Annotated in this window: 18 protein-coding genes and 1 tRNA gene; 6 read left to right on the top strand and 13 right to left on the bottom strand. The window is 45.5% G+C overall.

Going from position 1 to position 21464, the window contains the following annotated elements; all coding sequences use genetic code 11:
* The first annotated feature begins 84 nt into the window (after positions 1-84).
* Together ACYVEA_RS23190 and ACYVEA_RS23185 are read left to right on the top strand one after the other, a co-directional pair.
* Complete coding sequence (locus ACYVEA_RS23190) at positions 85-2403, top strand: Eco57I restriction-modification methylase domain-containing protein (RefSeq protein ID WP_461116002.1); 2319 nt, start codon at positions 85-87, stop codon at positions 2401-2403.
* Between the two features lie 166 nt (positions 2404-2569).
* On the top strand, positions 2570-3109 hold the full coding sequence (locus ACYVEA_RS23185) for a hypothetical protein (RefSeq protein WP_461115820.1): 540 nt from the start codon (positions 2570-2572) through the stop codon (positions 3107-3109).
* 382 nt (positions 3110-3491) lie between these two features.
* Here the strand turns inward: ACYVEA_RS23185 and ACYVEA_RS23180 are convergent, their stop codons facing one another.
* Entirely contained in the window at positions 3492-3827 is a 336-nt protein-coding gene (locus ACYVEA_RS23180) for a hypothetical protein (RefSeq protein WP_461115819.1), read from the bottom strand.
* Positions 3828-4022: 195 nt separating this feature from the next.
* Between ACYVEA_RS23180 and ACYVEA_RS23175 the strand changes: the two genes are divergently transcribed.
* The gene (locus ACYVEA_RS23175) at positions 4023-5708 is read left to right on the top strand and encodes an autotransporter outer membrane beta-barrel domain-containing protein (protein WP_461115818.1); all 1686 of its coding nucleotides are present in this window, start codon (positions 4023-4025) and stop codon (positions 5706-5708) included.
* Between the two features lie 175 nt (positions 5709-5883).
* Here ACYVEA_RS23175 and ACYVEA_RS23170 read toward each other — a convergent pair whose 3' ends face one another.
* From ACYVEA_RS23170 to lipB, 11 genes are all read right to left on the bottom strand, one after another.
* Entirely contained in the window at positions 5884-8298 is a 2415-nt protein-coding gene (locus ACYVEA_RS23170) for a T9SS type A sorting domain-containing protein (protein ID WP_461115817.1), read from the bottom strand.
* Between the two features lie 203 nt (positions 8299-8501).
* Positions 8502-9983: a hypothetical protein gene (locus ACYVEA_RS23165; protein ID WP_461115816.1), complete on the bottom strand. Its 1482-nt coding sequence runs from the start codon at positions 9981-9983 to the stop codon at positions 8502-8504.
* A gap of 158 nt (positions 9984-10141) precedes the next feature.
* Positions 10142-10576, bottom strand: a complete 435-nt coding sequence (locus tag ACYVEA_RS23160; protein WP_461115815.1) for a hypothetical protein — start codon at positions 10574-10576, stop codon at positions 10142-10144.
* On the bottom strand, positions 10573-10908 hold the full coding sequence (locus tag ACYVEA_RS23155) for a DNA-binding protein (RefSeq protein WP_461115814.1): 336 nt from the start codon (positions 10906-10908) through the stop codon (positions 10573-10575). Before ACYVEA_RS23155 ends, ACYVEA_RS23160 begins: the two co-directional genes overlap by 4 nt.
* A 94-nt stretch (positions 10909-11002) precedes the next feature.
* Positions 11003-11773 carry a hypothetical protein gene (locus tag ACYVEA_RS23150; RefSeq protein ID WP_461115813.1) on the bottom strand — a complete coding sequence of 257 codons (771 nt, stop codon included), beginning with the start codon at positions 11771-11773 and terminating at the stop codon, positions 11003-11005.
* Positions 11774-11917: 144 nt separating this feature from the next.
* Positions 11918-13219, bottom strand: coding sequence for a site-specific integrase (locus ACYVEA_RS23145; protein WP_461115812.1), 1302 nt, complete (start codon positions 13217-13219; stop codon positions 11918-11920).
* Between the two features lie 182 nt (positions 13220-13401).
* Positions 13402-13473 (bottom strand) — tRNA-Arg (locus ACYVEA_RS23140).
* Positions 13474-13556: 83 nt separating this feature from the next.
* Positions 13557-16031 (bottom strand): ribonuclease R, encoded by a 2475-nt coding sequence (gene rnr / locus ACYVEA_RS23135; RefSeq protein ID WP_461115811.1) that lies wholly within the window; start codon positions 16029-16031, stop codon positions 13557-13559.
* Positions 16032-16133: 102 nt separating this feature from the next.
* Positions 16134-16871, bottom strand: a complete 738-nt coding sequence (locus tag ACYVEA_RS23130; protein WP_461115810.1) for a 3'-5' exonuclease — start codon at positions 16869-16871, stop codon at positions 16134-16136.
* A 25-nt stretch (positions 16872-16896) separates the two neighbouring features.
* Entirely contained in the window at positions 16897-17301 is a 405-nt protein-coding gene (locus ACYVEA_RS23125; protein WP_461115809.1) for a hypothetical protein, read from the bottom strand.
* A 68-nt stretch (positions 17302-17369) separates the two neighbouring features.
* On the bottom strand, positions 17370-18131 hold the full coding sequence (gene lipB, locus ACYVEA_RS23120) for a lipoyl(octanoyl) transferase LipB (protein WP_461115808.1): 762 nt from the start codon (positions 18129-18131) through the stop codon (positions 17370-17372).
* Between the two features lie 109 nt (positions 18132-18240).
* On the opposite strand from lipB, the gene ACYVEA_RS23115 reads away from it, so the two are divergent.
* From ACYVEA_RS23115 to ACYVEA_RS23105, 3 genes are all read left to right on the top strand, one after another.
* Complete coding sequence (locus ACYVEA_RS23115; RefSeq protein WP_461115807.1) at positions 18241-18594, top strand: YraN family protein; 354 nt, start codon at positions 18241-18243, stop codon at positions 18592-18594.
* Positions 18595-18817: 223 nt separating this feature from the next.
* Positions 18818-20293, top strand: coding sequence for a TonB-dependent receptor (locus ACYVEA_RS23110; RefSeq protein WP_461115806.1), 1476 nt, complete (start codon positions 18818-18820; stop codon positions 20291-20293).
* 166 nt (positions 20294-20459) lie between these two features.
* Positions 20460-20639, top strand: a complete 180-nt coding sequence (locus ACYVEA_RS23105) for a hypothetical protein (RefSeq protein WP_093827469.1) — start codon at positions 20460-20462, stop codon at positions 20637-20639.
* 156 nt (positions 20640-20795) lie between these two features.
* Here ACYVEA_RS23105 and ACYVEA_RS23100 read toward each other — a convergent pair whose 3' ends face one another.
* Complete coding sequence (locus tag ACYVEA_RS23100) at positions 20796-21341, bottom strand: RNA polymerase sigma factor (RefSeq protein ID WP_461115805.1); 546 nt, start codon at positions 21339-21341, stop codon at positions 20796-20798.
* Positions 21342-21464 lie beyond the last annotated feature (123 nt).

The raw sequence follows: 21464 nt of genomic DNA, 5'->3' as shown, positions 1-21464 counted from the left end.
GCCAGCGTGTTAGGACTGATCTTTGAGAAAATCAACGGCTACAAAGACGGTTCCTTTTATACGCCGGGGTTCATTACTGAATATATGTGCCGCGAAACCATCCGTAAAACGGTTGTGCAGAAGTTCAACGAGGCCAAAGGGTGGGATTGCAACGACTTTGCCGACTTGCAGGACAAAGACCTAGACCGCAACGAAGCCAACGCTCTTCTTAATGAAATCCGTATCTGTGATCCGGCCGTGGGCTCGGGTCACTTTCTGGTATCGGCACTCAATGAACTGATTGCTATCAAGTCTGATTTGCAGGTATTACAAGATGAAACCGGGAAACGGCTAAAAGGCTATACGGTTAGCGTGTTGAATGATGAATTGGTTGTGCAGGATGAAGACGACGAACCATTCAGCTATCAACTACAGACCGCAACGGGCAAACCAACCGCCGAACGGCAACGAATACAAAAGACACTGTTTCAGGAAAAACAGACCCTTATCGAAAACTGTCTGTTTGGGGTGGACATAAACCCCAACTCGGTTAAGATTTGCCGGTTACGGCTCTGGATTGAATTGCTGAAGAACGCCTACTATACCGTTGACTCTGATTTTGCCGAACTGGAAACCTTGCCCAATATTGATATTAACATCAAACAGGGGAATAGTCTGTTGAGCAAGTTTAGTCTAACGGAAGACCTCAGCGACGTATTTAAAAAACAGAAGTTCAATATTCAGACCTACAAAAACGCAGTTAAAGCCTACAAGGATGAAAAGAGCAAGGATGCTAAAGCGGAACTACTACGTTTCATCAACGAAATAAAAAATCAGTTTCGGGAAACGGTCATCAATCGAGATCCGCGCCGAAAGAAGTTGTCAAAATTGCGCGGGGAACGCATTTTATTAGATAGTGAACTAAGCATTTTCGATACCGTAAAGGACCCCAAATTGATTGCCCTTGAAAAAAAACGGTACGACAAACTAATTGAACAGGTTGAATCGGAGATTACAGATATTGAAAATAACGCGCTCTATCGCGGCTCGTTTGAATGGCGGTTTGAGTTCCCCGAAGTTTTAGACGGACAGGGTAACTACATTGGTTTTGATGCCGTTATTGGTAATCCTCCCTATATCCGACAGGAGGAGTTAGGCGAATCTAAAGAGTTGCTGAAGAAAGACTTCCCAAAAACTTACGCGGGTACGGCTGATTTGTACGTCATGTTCGTAGAGCATGGTTTACGAATTTTGCGGCAAAACGGTCAGTTCGTTTTCATCATTCCAAACAAATGGATGCGGGCGGGGTATGGTCTAAGTCTCCGTAAATGGCTGAAAACTCTAGCGATTGAGCAAATTGCCGACTTTGGCGATTTAGCCGTTTTTGATGAAGCTATAACCTATCCAAGTATATTGAGCATTCGGAATACGTTGGCAAATGCTCCGTTTCAGGTAGCGCAAATTGACACATTAACCTATCCGAATGGATTAGCCAATTATATTCTGGATAATCGTTTTGAGGTTAGAAACGATACGTTGCAGGATGAGGGTTGGCAGTTGACCAACCAGACAATACAGCAACTTATGGCTAAGCTGCGGGCAAAGGGCAAGCCACTAGGCGAATACGTTGACGGTAAAATCTATTACGGCATTAAGACCGGATTCAATAATGCATTTGTCATTGATGCAGAAACTAAAGACCGTTTAATTGCTGAAGACCCACGTAGTGCTGATGTGATTAAACCGTTTTTGGCAGGGAGGGATTTAAAACGATATCAAATACCGAAAGTAGACAAGTATTTGATTTACATTCCATGGCACTTTCCATTACACAAAGATTCCACAATAAAAGGGGCTTCTATAAAATCTGAACAGCTGTTTGAAAAAAGTTATCCTGCTATTTATCAACACTTATTGAAATTTAAAACTGAGCTTGCTAACAGAAATAAAGCTGAAACAGGCATACGTTATGAATGGTATGCGTTGCAAAGGTTTGGCTCTGGTTCCTTTGAGGAATTTGAAAAGCCCAAGATTCTGTTCCAGGAAATTAGTACATACCAGACATTCTCGTTTGAAAACGAAGGATACTACTGCAATAACAAACTTTTCTTTATACCTGATGCTACCAAATTCCTTCTTGGTATAATGAATTCTAAAATGAGTTGGTTTTTTTTAAATCAAATTGCCTCAAAGCTTCAAGGGGGTGCATTAGCATTACAGTCAATTTATATGAACCAATTACCGATTCTAATAGTAGCAAACGAAGAGGATAAGCAAATAGAGGTTTTAGTCAGCCAAATTCTAAAGGCCAAAGCCACTGACTCAACTACCGATACGTTGGCATTAGAAGCCGAAATAGATAAGACGGTTTACGCGCTCTACGGATTGACAGAAGAAGAAATAGCGATAGTCGAGGCACGGTAAAACGTCCTCTACGTAGTGTAATGGCTATAAACTAATTTCATAGCGTGTTCCCTCACGATACTCGATTCCAGCCTGTATTAAGTTTTTTCTATTTTTACAGCGTTGGTTATTATTGAAATCTAATCTGGAAAGGCTTCACACTTATAGGAATCCATTCTTTCTTATTATGAAACATAGTAGTTTAGTTGTGTTTTTAATCCTGTTAGCTCTATTGAGTAGTTGCCAGAAAGAGCCAGTGGCAAAACAACCTCAACAAAACTGCCGACTAGTTTCCTACGGTGTTGAAGGAGGTATAACACTTACCTATTCCTATTCAACTGATAATAAACTTTCTAGTATTTCTACTAGTGATGGTAATGTCTATAAACTAATCTACACAACCAATCAGGCTGACTTATATAGAGTTGACAAAAATGGAGTAACCAACGCAACACCCGCCAGCAGATTTACCTTAGACAATAATGGCTACATCCTACTAGCTAAGTATCAGAGTGGTCAAAATAGCTATATTGTTACGAATAACTACAATAGCAGTGGCTATCTGGCTAGCCAATCTTATAGCCAAAGTGGGCAATTTATAAGTTATAGCCTAAGTAATCTTGGTAATCCCTCTTCAAGTACTATAACTTCAACTATAAGCAACTCAGTTTTAGGAATTACAACGAATGAGTTCTATATGGATAAGTCTAATTCTATTATACATTGACAACACAATCGGGCTTCTTGCCCTTTTATGATTTAAATATTATAACAGGAGACCTATTGATTGGAATGAGCGGAAAAACTTATTCTAATTTACTTAAAAAAACGTCCACTCCTAACGTTTTAACTTCGACAGGATTTGGTACACTCTCGAATGAATTTAGTTACGATTTTGACAAGGATGGCAAAGTGATTAGGATTAGTGCAATTAATACTTACCCCAATCACCTGCCCGTTTCTTATATCGTTAATCTTCAATATGAATGTCTTTAAAAGGTAAGTGTTATCTCTAAAGATGTGTGACTTCGTTACTCAATATTTGCTCTACAGAACTATTTCGTAGCGCGTTCCCTCCCGGTACTCAACCCCGGCTTGTATGCGGTCGGTCAATAGCGCCCCTTACTAAGCGTAAACAGTAACGGCCTTTGATTTCCTCCCAGATACTTTTTCAGTCGGCGTAGGGGATTGTTGAACTGATTGGCGTAGGCATTGCAGATATTATGCTCCATGTAGTAGCATTGCTGGTCGAGGGTAGCCCCCGCCAGTTTTACGGTCAGGAATTGCGCGGCTACTTTATCGAACGTGTGGCGGTCGGTAGTGTGTAGATTCTTTAGCTGTGTGGCAGAAACGAACCGTTGACGCGGGCGCGGACGTTCAATCGTAAGACCCGTGATCGGACAAACAACCGTGCCCAGTTTTGGCAGTAGGTGAACAGGTTCCACGCTACTATTGGCCTGTTGGTTGGTGTCACAATCTAACTCAGAGGGCCTTTGATTCTATCCACACCCAAATCAAAATGCCTAATATATCCAAAGACTACCAAATAGTAAATAAGCCACTTTATCAGGCTATCCAATATGAATGAATATTGCTTTAATTTACTTTTGAGTACATTTTTTCTACACTTTTTTATTTATATGGACCAGTTTATGTTTACTTTCTATCGACGCTTTTTAGGTTGTTTGGCATTCATTAGCCTCCCCGTTTTAACGCTTGGCCAAAGCAACTACGTAGCCAATTCGGCTAACTCATCAAGCCCCGCAATATTCAACACACTGGTAGGACCGTATGCCGGTAATTCTACTATGACGGGGGTTCAAAATGCCATTTTTGGGTATAATGCCGGCTCCGCTAGCACAACGGGGTGGTCTAATGTCATCTTTGGAGCCTTTGCGGGCGCTGCTAATACAACCGGCTCGTTTAATGCTTTTGTTGGTTCTAGTGCAGGTAATAACAACTCGACGGGGAACTTTAACTCCTTTGTGGGGAGTGGTGTTGGCAGTCAGAATACAATTGGCTCATTTAATTCCTTTTTTGGTGCAAATGTGGGTGGGGGCAACAAAACGGGGAGCTATAATACCTTTACAGGCGCCTATTCAGGTGCCGCGAACTCAGTTGGAAGTTATAATACTTTTATGGGTGTTAGTGCTGGCGCCTATAATAACGCCGATGCCAATACGTTTCTGGGCTATCAAACTGGTTATAGCACCACCTCTGGCAACAACAATCTGTTCATCGGCCAGCAAGCTGGCTACCTCAATACCACTGGAGCCAGTAATGTCTTTGCGGGCACCTTAGCGGGCTATAATAATACAAGCGGTGGTGACAATGTCTTTATCGGTCCGCAGGCTGGAGCCAACAATGCCGGTGGTAGCTTTAACATGTTCTTTGGCAGCTCCTCGGGTGCTTTAAACGTGTCCGGTAATTACAACATGGCCATCGGCAGCGGTGCGGGCTATAAAAACCAAGGGAATCAAAATACCTTTGTCGGTTCTAGCGCTGGCTTTAACAATCAAAACGGTAATAACAATGTCTTTATTGGTCAGGAAGCCGGAACAAGCATTACGGGTGGCAGTAATAACCTCTTTATAGGCTGGCAGGCCAATGCGGCTCCCAGCGCGGGCAATATCACCAACGCAGGGGCGATTGGGGCAGGCGCTGTCGTGTCAGCCTCCAATGCGCTGGTGCTGGGCAACAATGCGATGAACATTGGCATTGGTGCCACGGCCCCGGCCAACAAACTGGAAATCACGCAGGGCACTCCGGGCAATAGTGGACTTCGCTTTACCAATCTGACCTCCTCCTACACGACGACAGTGCTGAACCAGACCAAATTTCTGACCGTCAATGCTCAGGGAGATGTCATCCTGGCCAGCATCAACGGATCTGGCCGGGTAGGAGCTGACACGGACGGCTTGTGGCAGACCGCCGGGGATAATCTCCAAAATAGCAATTCAGGTGGAGTGGTGATTGGCTCAGGTGTGAATAAAACGCCGGCAGGTTATCGGTTATACGTTGCCGAGGGCATCTTGACTGAGAAGGTAAAAGTCGCTGTCAAAAGCACCAATGATTGGAGCGACAAGGTCTTTGAGAAAGGGTATAACCTGAAAAGCCTGGTTGAAGTGGAACTGCACATTCAAAAAACCGGTCACCTGCCGGGCGTTCCTTCAGCGGTTGAGATCGTTGAACAAGGGGTAGACGTGGCCAAGATGGATGCCAAGTTGCTGGAGAAAATTGAGGAGTTGACCCTATATAGTATTCAGCAGCAAAAGGAAATTGACGAGTTAAAACAGTTGGTCAAGCAACTGGTCGATAAGAAATAAGAGCATCTATTTATAGGTAGTATAACCCGCTTATGCTGGGACAGCTTGAGCGGGTTATATATTTTATAGGCCTCCTACAATGCAACGCACATTTCCCCTCATTACAAATCCCCAACCCTGACCGCCCGGATCAACTCCTCTGGCACGTCAAACAAAGGCCACTCCCTTTTTGAATCTACTGAACGACTAAACGGTGGGTTCGGCGAGTACCGCGTTCTTCCACGGTCAGTACATACACACCGGCGGCTAGTTTGATGGATGAACTTAGCTGTATAGTACTGCCACTAATGACTTTCCTGTCAAAGCTTATTTCCCGTCCATTGGTACTGTATAGTTGTAATAAGGCAGTAACAGGTTCATCCAGATCGAGTGTAAAGGAGTAGCCCGCTACAGGATTAGGGTACACCCCATAGGTACCATTAAGGACCACTGCAACGGCCGGATACGTACGACTGCTGCCATCCAGATCGACTTGTCGCAGGCGGTAGTAACTCGTGCCTTTAATAGGACTCTGATCGACAAAACGATATGTGTTGAAATTGTCGCTTGTCCCAGCTACGTCAACCACTTCTCCGACTCTCTCATAGGTTTGCAGATCTTTGCTACGTTCGACAATGAAGCTCTTATTGACGCGTTCCCAGGCCGTACGCCAAGCCACTAACACCGTGTGTTCTGGTTGCACCTGGGCCGTAAAATTCACTAAACTTACAGGCAGAGCCGCATTGGAGCAATAAGATAAACCACCATTAGTAGCCGCATAAACTGTAGCGACTGTAGCATATATCTTATATACTGAATTATCACCCAGTCCGTTACTCTTGTTATAGCTTGTGAAAGTATTACCTCCATCGGTGGAGATGCTCAATCCGTTAGTAGTAGCAACATATACCGTACTACCCAAGGCATATATATTAAAAGTGACATTATCCCCCAGACCATCAGCAATAGTTTTATTTTGAAAGGAATTACCTCCATCAGTGGAAATACTTATTCCTTCATTGGTCGCGGCATAGATTGAATTGCCTATCGCATAGATACCACTCACATACTTACTAATTAATCCATTACTAGGAGTTTTGTTGACGAATGAAATGCCTCCATTAATGGATATGCTCACCCCGCCGTTAGTGGCAGCGTAAATCATATTACCTACCGCATAGACATCTGAGACAGTGTTGTCCCCTAGTCCATTGGTCATGGTTCTATTCGTAAAAGTATTACCTCCATCAGTGGATATACTTAATCCCCCATTAGTCGCGGCATACACTGTGTTACCTACTGCATAAACACCATTTACATAATTATTGCCTAATCCATTATCGAAGTATGTTTTATTCGTAAAGGAGTTACCGCCATCAGCAGAGATACTTATCCCGTCGTTAGTAGCCGCATAAACCATGTTGCCTACTGCATAAACATCAGCTACAAAATTGTCACCCAAGCCGTCAGCGGTAGTTTTATTTTGAAAAGAATTACCTCCATCAGTGGAAATACTCACACCTTTGCGAGTAGCTGCATAAAGCTTAATACCTTCTGCAAAAACACCAATCACACCATTGTCACCCAAGCCTGAAGTAGTAGTTTTGGTGCCGAAAGTGGTGCATACGGGGCCGTTTGGGATAGAGGCCGTAGCATCCGGGCATAATGAGAAGCCTGCTTCAGTAGCCATATACACGGATGTCCCAGTGGCAAAAACACCTAGTACTGAATTACTGCCAATCCCATTAGCCATTGTATAATTGGTAAAATTAGCTCCTCCGTTTGTGGAGATACTTAAGCCGCCTGCTGTTGCTGCATAGACCGTCGAGCCAATGGCATACACGGCCCGTATCTCATTACTGCCGAGTCCATTGGCGGTAGTATAAGTATTGAACGTGTCTCCCCCGTTAGTGGATATACTTAAACCTGCTGCTGTTGCAACATAGACGGTAGAATTGACCGCATATACATCTCTCACGTTGTTACTGCCCAGTCCGTCAGCAGTGGTTTTTGTGATAAAGGTGGCTCCACCGTTCGCAGATATTTTTAAACCAGAGTCAGTGGCCCCATAGATTGTTGAACCTACCACATGCAACCGATATACGTTTACATTGCTGATTCCTGGGGCCGCCGTGAAGGAAGCCCCCCCATTGGTGGAAATGCTCACCCCACCTAACCCAGAAACATTAGCCACTGCGGCATAGACGGTCGAGCCTACTGCATACACATCATATACGGTAGGGCTGCCGATTCCCGATGCTGTAGTAAAGGTAGCTCCACCATCAGTGGAAATTTTCAGGCCGCCGGTTACAGTTGCGGCATAAACATTTGAGCCAACGGCAAACACATTAAAGGTATAAAGACCAGCCGTTCCATTGGCCGTAGTAAAGGTGCTCCCTCCATTCGTAGAAATAGATAATCCGCCTTGCGTAGCGGCATAGAGAGTCGAACCGTTGGCATATACTCCATTGGTAAAATTACCGCCTAGTCCATTGGCTGTAGTTCTGTTAACAAAAGTGGTGCAAACAGGTCCGTCCTGGGCATAGCTGATGGTAGCTATGCTGATCTGACTTAGTAATATGCTTATAAGCGTAATTTTGAGGAGTGCCAATAACTTGACAGAACGTAATGATGTAGTCATGGACAATAAATTCGACGGTTAAAATAGAATGTGTAGTAGAAGCTATTAGTATAATCTAAGCGGCTAAATTCAGCATTATAAATGGCCCAATCATGTTTTGGCTACCTATTTATTTATGCCGTTTGGAATACACGCACTGAAGCCGTTTATATGGATAGTAGCTAAGGCTCATTCTACAATTCCACTTCGTAGCGTGTTCCCTCCCGATACCCAATTCCGGCCTGTATGCGCTCAGTCAATTGAGCCTTATTAAGTGTAAACAGCAACGGCCTTTGGTTTCTCCTAAGATACTTTTTAAGTCGCCGTAGGGGGTTGTTGAATAGATTGGTGTAAGTGTTACGGATATTGTGAGCCATGTAATAGCATTGCTGGTTGAGGGTAGCCCCGGCCTGTTTCGCGGTCAGAAATCGCGCGGCTATTCTATCAAACGTAGGGCGGTCGGTAGCGTGTAGATTCTTTAACTGGGTGGCTGAAACGAACCGTTGACGCAGGCGCGGTGATTCAATCGTAAGACCTGTAATTAGACAGACAACCGCCCCCGGTTTTGGCAGTAGGTGAACAGGTTCTACGGTATTATTGGCCGGTTGGTTGCTGTCACAATGTAACTCAGAATATAAAGGGTTAATTTGTGACAGGTCCGCCGTAGGAAGGTCGGTTAATTTGTTACAGATCGGTGGGTCAATGTTGGTTAATTCGTGACAGGTTAACTCCGGCGAACGATTCGAGATCGGCTCATCTGAAGAGGGCTCAACCTCGGTTAATTTGTGACAGCCTACCCCAAATTTCCATTCTGTCTTATGCGTGTCAATCCGACTCCGTAAGTCATCACTAAGGAGGGTTAAACGAGTCCAGGTTTCACCAATGAGTGCGGCTACCTCTGTTTGCCAACTACCGCCGTATTGCTCATATAATGATCGGTAACGTTGTCTAGCTCGGTTCAATCGTTGGCGGTGGGCATTGGCCTGTTTGGGAGTTAGATTGTCCGGTATCTGCCAGTAACGCGGGTTGCGTCCATTGCGATAAATTTCTTTATTGGTGGGCGTTAGGGGGGCGTTGTTAATCGCTGGGTCATCAAACAGTATTTCCTTGAACGTATCGACCAATAAGGCCCCTAAAAGGCCGTAATTCGAACTATTCAAAAGATCGGCTAAGGTGTATAATTCTATACCCTTGCCATTGAAATATTCCATCTTATCCGCACGAATCTCAAACCGTAGCATATGACAGGCTAACCCCTTCTGTTTGCCTTTATCATAAATTTTTACGGCGTAGCGTTGAAAATTGCAAACGTAATACGGCGTACCGCTGCTGGTGTCACGGCTAAACGGCTGGTTTTTGTAGGAAACAAGGTTATCCAAAACCTGACTAACCGGAAACGGCAATTCAACGTTGACGCCAAACTCAACCTTATTAATCTTGGAGTCAAAAAGGTTGAACCCGTAAGCATGAACTAACTCATCGAGGGTCAGCAACAAATCATTCAGAGTGAACTGATCGGCGTTATGTTGCCCGTTGTTGTGAAACTTATGTAAGCTCCCTTTCAACTCAACCCGGTGGCCTTGCCCATTTTTTCGGGGCACAATCCTAAACGTTAGCCCCCGATGATTTGCCCAGCGGTTTGGGTTAAAAACAAATCCAGTCTGGGTATCAACCATTGAGCAGAACGTTAGACGGTCATTGTTTAGCAATGCGTCTACATTTACCGAAAGGTCCTGTATGGTGATTCCGTCGAACATGGCATAGGAGAACCGCCCACACGTTCCATCGTGTGGTACTTGCCCGCGTGGGGCGGTTCGTCAGGTGTGGATAGTTATTAGAGTAATCCCCGTTGGAGAAGAGCAGAAACGAAGGCGGCCCGGTCTTTGGGATAAGGATAGTAGGCGGGAAAGTAGCGGAGGGTCATATGTCCAGCGTCGGTTGAGAATTGCACGACAACCCCATTACGAACTTTTTCCCCGCTCTGGCTGAACGTCACAACATTGCCAACGTAAACGCCTATATAGTCGGTACGTTGCAGACCCGTGAAGAAGGTAATCTTTCGCCCTGCCTTTTTGCCGGTGTCTTTCTTTTGGGTATTGGGACCCCGTAGAATGACCTCAGCCTCTATGTTGTCATTAAATCGCCGTTCCTCGACAGTCAATTCACGCGGGACCTTACAAAAGCCCGGCTCACATTCTTTGACGATGTAACGGCCCCGGTCGGCATCGAGCCGAAAGGTTAGGCGGTGGGAGGTAGGTAAGTAGGTCATTGGCCCCGGCCCTCCTGTGCCTTTTGGTGTTTGAATCGGCGTGGCTGTTTGAGCGCGGCTAATACGTCGGTTTTCTGATAGCGAACACGCCCGTTTATTTTTAGTGGGAGTAACACGGCGGGGCGGTCGTCGGTGTCAGTTGCCCAATCATGTAAAGTAGTGAGCGATACTTGCAATGTATCGGCGGTTTGCCGACGTGTCAGCAAGTCGGGTAGGGCTAACCCGGCGGGGGCGGGTGGTGAGTAGTTCGCCAACTCCGAGCGAACTGCCCCGCGTACCAGTTCAGTCAACTGGTCGGGGGTAATCTGGATTTGTGTTACTGTGCCGTACATTTTGAATCGTACTTTATTTTGTACAAGTCAAAGTTGGCAGTTCTGAACAGGCTACATCTATCACGCTACTATCATGATAGTAGGAGTTGTTCAGTTAAGATAACTGGTCGAGGTCATGCAGTTTTAGTTTAGCACGGGGTATCTCCGTTAATTCGTTACGGGTTTGGTCAACATTGTTACGCCAGCCATCAACCCCCGGTTTATAGTCTTTGAACTCAAATAGTTGATCGCATATACGAGCTAATTCCTTCAGATTAAGGTCGCCACGCCGAACGGGTGGTTCAATGTATCCGGCGCGTATAAGCTCGGAAATGATATAGCCAGCAATAGCGGGTTTACAGTTCCATTTAAGTTTGACTTCTGTTTCCTTTGATAGTGGCTCTTGATCAACTGCAATAATATTATAGTCTTTAAGGTTGATGAAATCGTAGAATGTATTTCGATAATTTGTATAAAGGTCGGGTGCAAATTGCCTTATTTGATGAATAATGATTCGGTTGAGTCCTTCTAATGTTTGATGCAACCAGCTCACCGTAGTTAAATTTTCTCTAACGTATGCAAAATCTGGAACTGACGTATCTATTTCTGTAACTGAAAGTAAATCACCACTATCCGAAACCTTTATTTCAACATAGTTTATATTTTGTAAGTGTATCAGTTTTTCAAAGACAAATTTATTTGTCGGCAACCAGTCATTTAAAAGATGCCCTACTAAAATTTTGGCATAAGTATATTGTAGAGCCGCTTCATTTCGCGTTACAAAAAAATCAGTTAATGCAGGCTCTAATTCATCTGCCTTTATAAAGTCTTTAACCTGTTGGATAATGACCGAATCTAAACGCTGAGTGCAAAGATCAGTAACCATCAGGTAGAGATTAATTCTAGTATTCAAGTCACTAAAATTGGAAACACAATTGGTCAAAATAGACATAAGTCGAATCTTGGTTTGGTCGTAAATTGAAAGTAAAAACGAAGTGTAAGCTCTCAAAATCCTTCATCTAATATCTATTTACTGGAAATGGGCATGATCGAGCAACATCACAGCATTTTCCTGTGAGGAGATTTTGATGTAGCGTAGTAGCATCTTTTCCGAACGATGGCCCGTTATTTTCATAATGGCAACCGGTGGCACCTTTGCTAGATAGGCGTTTGTTGCGAATGATCGGCGGGCGGTGTGCGTTCCCACTAGTTCCCATTTTTCAGGATATAAGGTTTCACTACTGCCGCCCCGCGTTTTACTGACCTCAATTCGTTCGGTCAGTCCCGCCCGTTTGCAAAGTTCCTTTAGATGATCGTTGAGCCGCTGGTTACTGATTGGTCGAGGTGGTACTCCGTTGTATTTAGCGACAATAGCAAGAACTTTAGAGTTTAGAGGTACGGAAACCCGTTCCGATGTTTTGAGAGTGTTACGGGTCAAAATGCGGCCTTTAATGTTCTCTGGCCGTAAGTGCATGAAGTCCGAAAACCGTAACCCCGTGTAGCAACCAATCAGAAATAAGTCCCGTGCCTTGTCTAAGCCGGGCGTATTGGTCAGGTCAAGGTTATAGAGCTGCGTCAGATCGGTTTCAGTGAGGTAAATGCTGTCTACCTCCTCCGAGAACTTTTTAAAGTCCTTATGCTGAAATATGGTGTTCGTGTGCAGTCCGTCGGCGTGTGCCTGCTTCAGCATCACTTTCAAATCTTTCATCAATGAGCCGACGTAATTAAGTGTCAGCCCTCGCCCGGTCAGCCAGCCTTTAAAGGCATTGTAGAAGTCAAGACTAAAAGCGGGGTAGTTTATCGGTTGCCCGGTGGCATCGCTGAAATTCTCCAACAACCGTTTTAGTTTGAGGTAGCCAGCCAGGGTATAGGGTGAATAGTGGCTACTCTTAGCGTTGAGCCGACGACCGGCGCGGCCTTCCTCAACAAACCGTTCTATAAACTGTGTGAACGTCTCTTGTGCCACTACATCAACCGGCGCGGGTTTTGTTTTCTTGACGCGGCCTAACTCTGTGTCGAGGTGTTGTTTTAGGATCTTGTTATCGAGGGAGACAGTAGCTAATTGCAACCGGGTCAACGTCTTTTTTAAGGCGGTCCGGTAGCGGTCGAGACCGGCATTTATCGTCTGGTATGTTTCGCGGTCGGCGCGGCTCTTCTGATTGGTGTGGGCGCGTTGGTGTTGGGCATCCCATTGGTAGGGATCAATCGTCAACCCGGTCGAATACACAAACCGGTTATTATCATACCGATAAAAGAGTGAAATGAGCGTTGGCCGGTCGGCGCGAGGGTCTTTAAGTAAAAACTTGACGTTCTGGTCAGAAACGGTTTTCATTATTCTTCTTGGTTTGGTCAATCCCAAGTTACGAAGAATAGCAATACAGTTGACGGAATGGTTGACGGATTTAGTTGATGAAACCGTATTTCTTTTGGTAAAGTAGAATAAATGAAAAACGCTAACTCGTTAAGAATTAGCGTTTTCTTCACTTTAATTGATCCCGTAAAAGGTAGGATTTGTGCTCCCGAAGGGATTCGAACCCCTATCGTCGGTACCGGAAACCGAAATTCTATCCATTGAACTACGGAAGCAGGCAATTTCCCTATTTGGGAGTGCAAAGATACGAGATTCGATGACTAAAATCCAAGCTTATTCTGGAACAAACTAATGACTTTTATCGGCGTCCGCGGCCTCCACGGCGATTTTCACCTTTAGCCGCCGTGCCTTCACTACGTTTAGAGCTGCCTCCTGGTCGTGATGAAGATGTCGTCCGTGAGTTGCCCGAGCGTGAACTTCGGGTAGTACTACGTTGCCCTAACGAACGGCCAGGCTCGGAGTCCGTTGCCCGCCCGGCTTTATCGCTCACCAATTTGAAATCCATGCTCCGGCGCGCGAGATTCGCTTCTTTCAAACTGACAACCACCGGGTCACCGAAGGTGTACATTTTCTTATGACGCTGCCCAATGATCCGGTAGTTATCCTTATCAAAGTCGTAGTAATCGTCAGTTAAATCCTGCATCCGAACCAGGCCTTCGCAGTTGTTTTCGGTGATTTCGACGAAGAAACCGAACTCCGTAACGCCCGAAATGACGCCTTCAAATGCCTGGTCGGGCGCCATTCGACTCATGAACTCAACCTGTTTGTATTTAATGCTGGCCCGTTCGGCTTCGGCGGCCATTTTCTCCCGCTCAGATGAGTGGCGACATTTATCTTCATATTCGTCGCGGTCGGCGGGTTTGCCTTTGTCCAGATAATACTGCAATAATCGATGCGCCATCATGTCGGGATAGCGACGAATGGGCGACGTAAAGTGAGAATATCGTTTAAAAGCCAGACCAAAATGCCCAAGATCTTCGGTGCTGTACCGAGCTTTCGACATGGTACGCACGGCCAGTTTTTGCAGCATTCCAGCTTCGGGCTTGCCTTCGATGCTGGTCATAAACCGATTCATGGATTTCGAGAGCTGCTCATCGTCTACGTTCAGTTTGTAGCCTAACTTGCGGGCAAAGTCGGAGAAACTACGCAGTTTTTCGTCATCCGGACCTTCGTGAACGCGGTAAACCATGGTGTTCTCCTCGCTATTCTTATTTCGTTTTGAGAGCGAATGCACAAATTCAGCCACCCGTCTGTTGGCCAGGAGCATGAACTCCTCAATGAGTTTGTTGGTGTCCTGCCGAATTTTTGGATAAACGCCCAGCGGCACGCCGTTTTCATCAAGCCGAAACCGTACTTCAACCGTTTCAAAATTGATCGCTCCATTCTTAAACCGTTCATCGCGAAGTTTGTACGCCAGTTCGTTCAGCAAGCGAAGTTCTTCCAGATAATCACCACTGTTGTTGTTCAGGATGTCTTGAGCTTCTTCGTAAGCAAATCGCCGGTTCGAGTGAATAGCCGTTCGACCAAACCACTCATTCACGATTCTGGCGTCGGGCGTCAGTTCGAAGACGGCTGAGAACGTAAGTTTGTCTTCATTAGGACGTAGTGAACATAGTCCATTCGACAATTTTTCGGGAAGCATAGGCACCACGCGATCCACCAGATAGACCGACGTCGCTCGTTTGTACGCTTCTTCCTCCAGTTTCGTGCCCGGCAGCACGTAGTGCGTCACGTCGGCAATGTGAATACCGATTTCGTAGTTGCCATTGTCAAGCAGCTGTACCGACAAGGCATCGTCAAAATCTTTTGCGTCAATGGGGTCAATGGTGAAGGTCGTTACCTCACGCATGTCGCGCCGTTTAGCTAAATCCTTTGCCAGGATTTTAGTTGGAATCGCTTCGGCTTCCTGCTCAACATCGGCCGGAAAATGAATGGGCAATCCGAATTCAGCCAGAATGGCGTGCATTTCGGTGTTGTTCTGACCGGCTACGCCCAGAACCGCAATGACCTCCCCTTCAAAGCGCTGTTTGCTGCTTTTGGGATCAGGAAATTTAGTTAACCGGACAATGACTTTTTCGCCATCGCTGGCCCCGCCAAGTTTTTCTTTCGGGATGAAAATGTCATCATAAATCTTCTTGCTGTCAGGAACAACAAATCCATAGGTTGGCCAAACTTCAATTCGACCGACCAATTCAGTACGTCCCCGTTCAATAACATTGGCAACTTTACCTTCAACGCGTCTGCTGCGGTTGCCTGAGTCATTAAAGCGAACCACCCGTACGCGGTCGCCATCAACGGCTCCGGCGAGGTCGTCGGTTGAAACCCAAATATCATTGTTACGATCTCCGCGAATGCCGCTGGCCGTCGTAGGAATGACGAATGCAAACCGCGAGTTTACGTGGTCGACTACGCCTTCGATAACATTCGCGTCGGCATCAGCACGGTAACTACCATCAGCCTGACGGATCAAGGCGCCTTCATCAGTGAGTTCAGCCATGAGGCCATGCATGATCAGTTTCATTCTGCGGTCGCCCGTATCGAAGTGCTCAAGCACTTGTTGTTGGGTAAACGACTGGTCGTCATTTACCTGGAAAAACGCCATCAGGTCGTTTTTTAACTCGTCCAGAAACGAATCGGTCTGTTGAATAGGCCGGGTTTTTGCTGATTTCTCTATGCCCTTTTCGCGCGGGCGAGCTGTATGCGGCTGTCCGGTGCCAGATTTGGCGGATCCGGCTTTGCTATATTTATCTTGTTTCGGTTTTCCGTTTTTCATGTTGTGTGCTCGCTAAATCAGCAAGCTAAAATGGTTAATACAGGACAGACTGTTGGTTCACAATGTTTATCGGCGTCTATAAAATACTCCGTTTCTGTGTGATCAGTCACTCTGTACAATGTGCTCGTCGGCCACGAGCGGGGCACCCACCATTTTTAAATAAACCTGTACGAGCATGACCATCGAATCGCGGGCGTACTGTTCAATACGTTGCCAGTCATGTTCGCGGTAATAAACTTCGCTGGTGCGATCGCCCGACCATTCGAGTGGGTGAGTCGGTACGTTCAGGACGGCTGCCAGTAAATCGAGTGGCACAAAATGCCGTTTATCGCCAAACTGCCAGTATTCGAGCGTATCCTTATGAGGAATTTCCCAGGGCTTCTTACCCGAAATTTGCAAAGCAGGTGGTAGGGGCAATCCGTTAACCATCAGACGCCGACACAGATAAGGGAAATCAAATTCCTTTCCGTTATGCGCGCAGAGCGTCAATTCGCCGGGTGGGTAGCGGTTGACAATGGTAATGAATTCTTCCAGAAGCGCGGCTTCATCGTCGTTACTAAGCAGCTTTACTTTCAGGTGCGGCTTATCCTCATCATCGAAAAACAGCCCACCGACACCCACGCAGATAATCTTACCAAATTCGGCATAGTAAGAGGCTCGTCGGTCATACCAGCCAGCGGCAGAGAGTTCATCTTCGCTTTTGAAAAAGCGGCTTTTCTCCTCCCATTGTCGTTGCAAACGCGGTTCGACTGCCAGAAGCGATGGTTCACCTGCTACTGTTTTAAGGTCAATAAACAGGAAATTTTTGAGTCGACGTTTCCAGGAGACGGGTTGAGGCATAGGAATAAGAAAATCTCAAAATGAACTACGCATGCAAAATTCCTTCCAGTCCCAGCACAGGTACCGTGACAAGATGGTCTTCGACAATACTATCGGGTACAAAAATGAATTTTTTGTCAAAGATCTGATCATCAATAAAATAGCTTACCCAGTACTCATTGTTAAGGTGAAATACGTCGGGCATAATTGACTCAACGATCTCATAGGCACCTGCCGGTACTTCCACAAAGAAATGCCGCAACGTAGACGTTTTCTGTTCCTCGTCGTTTTTCAGCCCATATCCTTTCGATGTTACAAACACGGTTTTGATCGGTACGCTATTCTGGTTAATCAGGAAAACCTGCCAATCAAACTCACCCGCTGCATTTGCTTTCCGAGCGATGGCAATATGCACGCCCTCAACGGGCAAAAAATTAATGTCTTTTTTCATAATGAACTCAGAAACAAGAAGTACTAGTATAGGCAATATATACGTATCGCCTAACGCTATATAGAATCTTACATCTGGGGCCTTGCAATTTTTGTCCCAATCAATTCCATGTCAAACAACACAGCCATATGCTTTTGTACATGTTCAGCTACTTCAGGCAGTGGTATTTCACGGCCTAATTCGACCGCCATTGACGTAACAGCTTTGTCGGTAATGCCACAGGGGACAATATGGTTAAAATAACTTAAATCTGTATTCACGTTCAGGGCAAAACCGTGCATCGTTACCCAACGGCTCGCTTTGACACCCATCGCACAAATCTTTCGAGGTCTCATGTCTGGCTGGTTACTGCCCCCGTCATAATCAAGCCAAACGCCTGTTAATCCATCGATCCGGCCCGCGTTCAGGTCGTAGTCAGCTAGTGTGAGAATGATGCTTTCCTCCAGTAACCGCATGTAGCGATGGATATCAGTGAAGAAATTATCCAGGTCCAGAATTGGATAGCCGACCAGCTGGCCGGGGCCGTGATACGTAACGTCGCCCCCGCGCCGGATCTTAAAAAACGTTGCCCCCAGCTCGGTAGTTAACCGGGTTTCATCGATCAACAGGTTTTCGGCGTGGCCACTCGTCCCCATCGTATAGACGGGTGGATGTTCGCAAAAAAGCAAATAATTCGGGGTGATTGTCTGCTCGTCGGCGGGAAGGGTTCGGTTCAGCAGTTTTTGATCAACAATGGTGGCAAACAGGCGTTCCTGCTCATTCCAGGCCTCCTGATAATCAATCAGCCCCCATCCCTTAACCTCAACTTGTTTATTGACTCTACTATTCATTGCTCTTACGAAAGAGCAATCCCTTTCCTAAGGCTACCTCCCGTTGGTTAGATAACAATCACTTCGGTATCTTTCGTTCGATTCGTCATTTGTAACCTAAATCAAAACAATGGCTCAACACAACGAAACGGGGAAGCAGGGTGAACTGGAAGCCGTTCAATACCTACAGCAGAAAGGCTACGAAATCATGACTCGAAACTATCGGTATCAACATGCTGAAATTGACCTTATCGCCAAAAAAGGGAAGCTCTTAGTATTTGTAGAAGTGAAAACGCGCACGAACCTCAGCTATGGTAATCCTGAAGAATTTGTTTCCTACACGAAAGCAAAACTGGTCATGAAAGCTGCCGAGAATTATATTTTTGCCAATGACTGGCTTCATGATATTCGCTTCGATATTGTAGCCGTTACATTAGCAGGCAACGAATTGCGCATAAACCATATTGAAGATGCATTTTTCTGAGATTTTATAGAAGATCATTCATGGACTGGTAATCAGGCTGGCAAGTCAACCTAACGGGTTCGTGATCAGCTAAGGAAGTTCGGGGTGAGAAGGCAGCCATTCGGCTACTATAACGTGTTGAACGTACGACATTATTATTGTGTTATTTCAAGGGACTAACAGCTTAGAAGGGTGTTTTTGGCGTTTTATAATGTAACTTTAGCATCAGCAAGCAGCCACCACTATGTACGAAAAGAATATAGGTACTAAGCAAAAAGCACTACGTATTAACCTCGACCGCCGGATCTATGGCTCTTTTGCTGAGATCGGCGCGGGCCAGGAAACAGCGGCCATGTTTTTTAAGGCAGGCGCATCCTCGGGTACTATTGCTAAAACCATGTCGGCCTACGACATGACCTTCAGTGACTCAATTTACGGCGTCGAAGAAAGTGGGCGCTACGTAGTGGAGTCGCGATTGGTGAAAATGCTGAGTAAGGAATACAGCTTGTTAGAGAAGCGATTAGCTGAAAAACGTGGTCCCGATACTACGTTTTTTTCGTTTGCCAATACGGTTGTGGCACTCAATTATCAGAAGACTAATGAAGCGCATGGCTGGATCGGATGTCGATTTCAGTTGAATCCGCAGGCAGGCTATAATGACGTGATTATTCACGTTAGAATGATCGACAACGAGAATATATTGCAGCAGCAGGCCTTGGGTATTATTGGGGTCAACTTGATTTACGGGTGTTATTACTACGCCAAATCGCCTGAAACGCTGGTATTATCGCTCATGGATGACCTGTCTCCGGATCGTATTCAAATTGACATGATTCGGTTTAGTGGGCCGGATTTTGCCGACGTGGATAACCGATTGATGAGCTTACACCTGGTCAAAAACGGGTTTACCGATGCCGCCCTGTTCGGTGCTGATGGACAGGTTTTACAGCCATCGGAAGCACTCTATAAAAAGCATATTCTGGTCATGCGCGGGCGACTACGTCCCGTTACGAATGTTCAGATGGATATGATCGAAAATGGCTTGAAACAGTTTAAAGACGAGCCTGATGTAGACGCCAATCGAGTGGTTTCTATGGCGGAGCTAACACTTCATAACCTGAAAGCCAACGAACAGGGCATTGACGAAAAAGATTTTCTGGACCGTGTGGATATTCTGTGTTCGATGGGCCAGACCGTGATGATTTCCAACTACCTGGAATATTACAAACTGGTGGCCTACCTGGCTCGATTGACACGGCTCAAAATTGGTCTGATTGTCGGTATTCCAAACCTGGAATATATTTTTGAGGAAGGCCATTATGAGTTTCTGCCGGGTGGTATTCTGGAGTCGTTCGCTACGTTGTTTAGCCGAAAAGTCAAACTGTTTGTCTACCCAACGTTGAGGCATGGCGCGATCTATACCTGCAACGAGTTTGAATTGCCGCCCACCCTGGAGCCATTGTTTCAGTATCTGGTTCGTAATGACAAGATTGAGGACATTACAGATTTTAATGAACAGAATCTGCACATATCGACCGATGGTGTTCTGGAAATGATTCAGCGGGGCGAAGATGGCTGGGAAAAACTGGTGCCAGAACGAGTCGCCGAACAAATAAAAGCCAATTGCCTGTTCGGGTATCCCTGTGAAGTTGAGTATGTACCTATTGGGCAGCAGGTGCGTCAGCAACAACAGGATGAAATTCAGGCTGTAACGCGCTGACAAGCAACTTTCTTTACCTCATAAACACCCCTGTATGCCAGTAATCGCCGGTAACGGGGGTTTTGTTTTCGTATACAACCCTATCAGGACACTAATCTGATCAAAATAGAGTTCTTGTAATAGACATCGTGCGCAAACGACACATGTAAACATTAACATTTAAGTTATGAGCAAACCCATTTACACCTCTATTCCGCCAACAACGGACAACGCCTACTGGTTGGTTAAGTCGTCAGACGGGAAAACCAGTATTTATGTACCGCGTGATAAGGAGCTTGATCGGCAATTAAAGATCAAGTTTCAGGCGGAGGTAGCTGCCAGAACTTCTATCAAGCGAAAAAGGTAGTACTGGGTAACGCCGTGGGATCATAAAGATCCCACTTGTTATGTAAAATCTCATATAACAAATTTTGCCGGATGAGCCGTTTATCGATTGGCCTCATCCGGCAAAATTTGTTATATCCCAGTTTGATACGCTCACCATTTACGTTATCGTGGTCATTCAGTTTGCGTAATTTATTGCGCATAGCTGTTGTAATTTCTCCCTACTTCGCTTCAGGCGCATCTTAACTGCACTGGTTTTGAGCCGGTAGATTTGGGCAATCTCCTCAACGGTCATTCCCTGTTCATACTTCAGTCGCAATAAGGTCTGTTCCTTTAAAGGAAGGCTGGCCAACGCCTGCTGGAACAACTGAAGTGTTTCCTCCTGCAAGCCAGCTTCTCTGGAGTCCGACAACTCGTGATTTTCATCCAGCGGAGTTGTATTTAGCCGCTTGGCTATACGTAGCTGATCGGAGCAGTAATTAAAGGCAATTGTGTTCAGCCAGGTCGAGAAATTGGATCGTTCTTGAAAGGCATCCAGTTTATCGAAGGCTTTTATAAATATGTCATGGGTGAAATCCTGTGCTTTTTCGGAATCTTTGGTCATATAAAGGCATCGTTTATAGACCTTGTTCACATATCGGTTGTAAAGTGTTTCGAAAAGTTGATTGGGCTGAACAGGTAAGTAATCCCGAATCATCTCTTCGTCAGTTAAAGTTACGTTCATTGGAGAATGGCAAGTTGATGCTTTTTAAATGGGTTAATAGCTCACATACGATTGTCATAACCCAATTAGATGTGTATACATTAAATAGTCTACTCATTATTTATTAAACGGCACATAATGACT

The sequence above is a fragment of the Spirosoma jeollabukense genome, from assembly GCF_054777855.1.
This window is presented reverse-complemented; position numbering and strand designations above follow the sequence as displayed.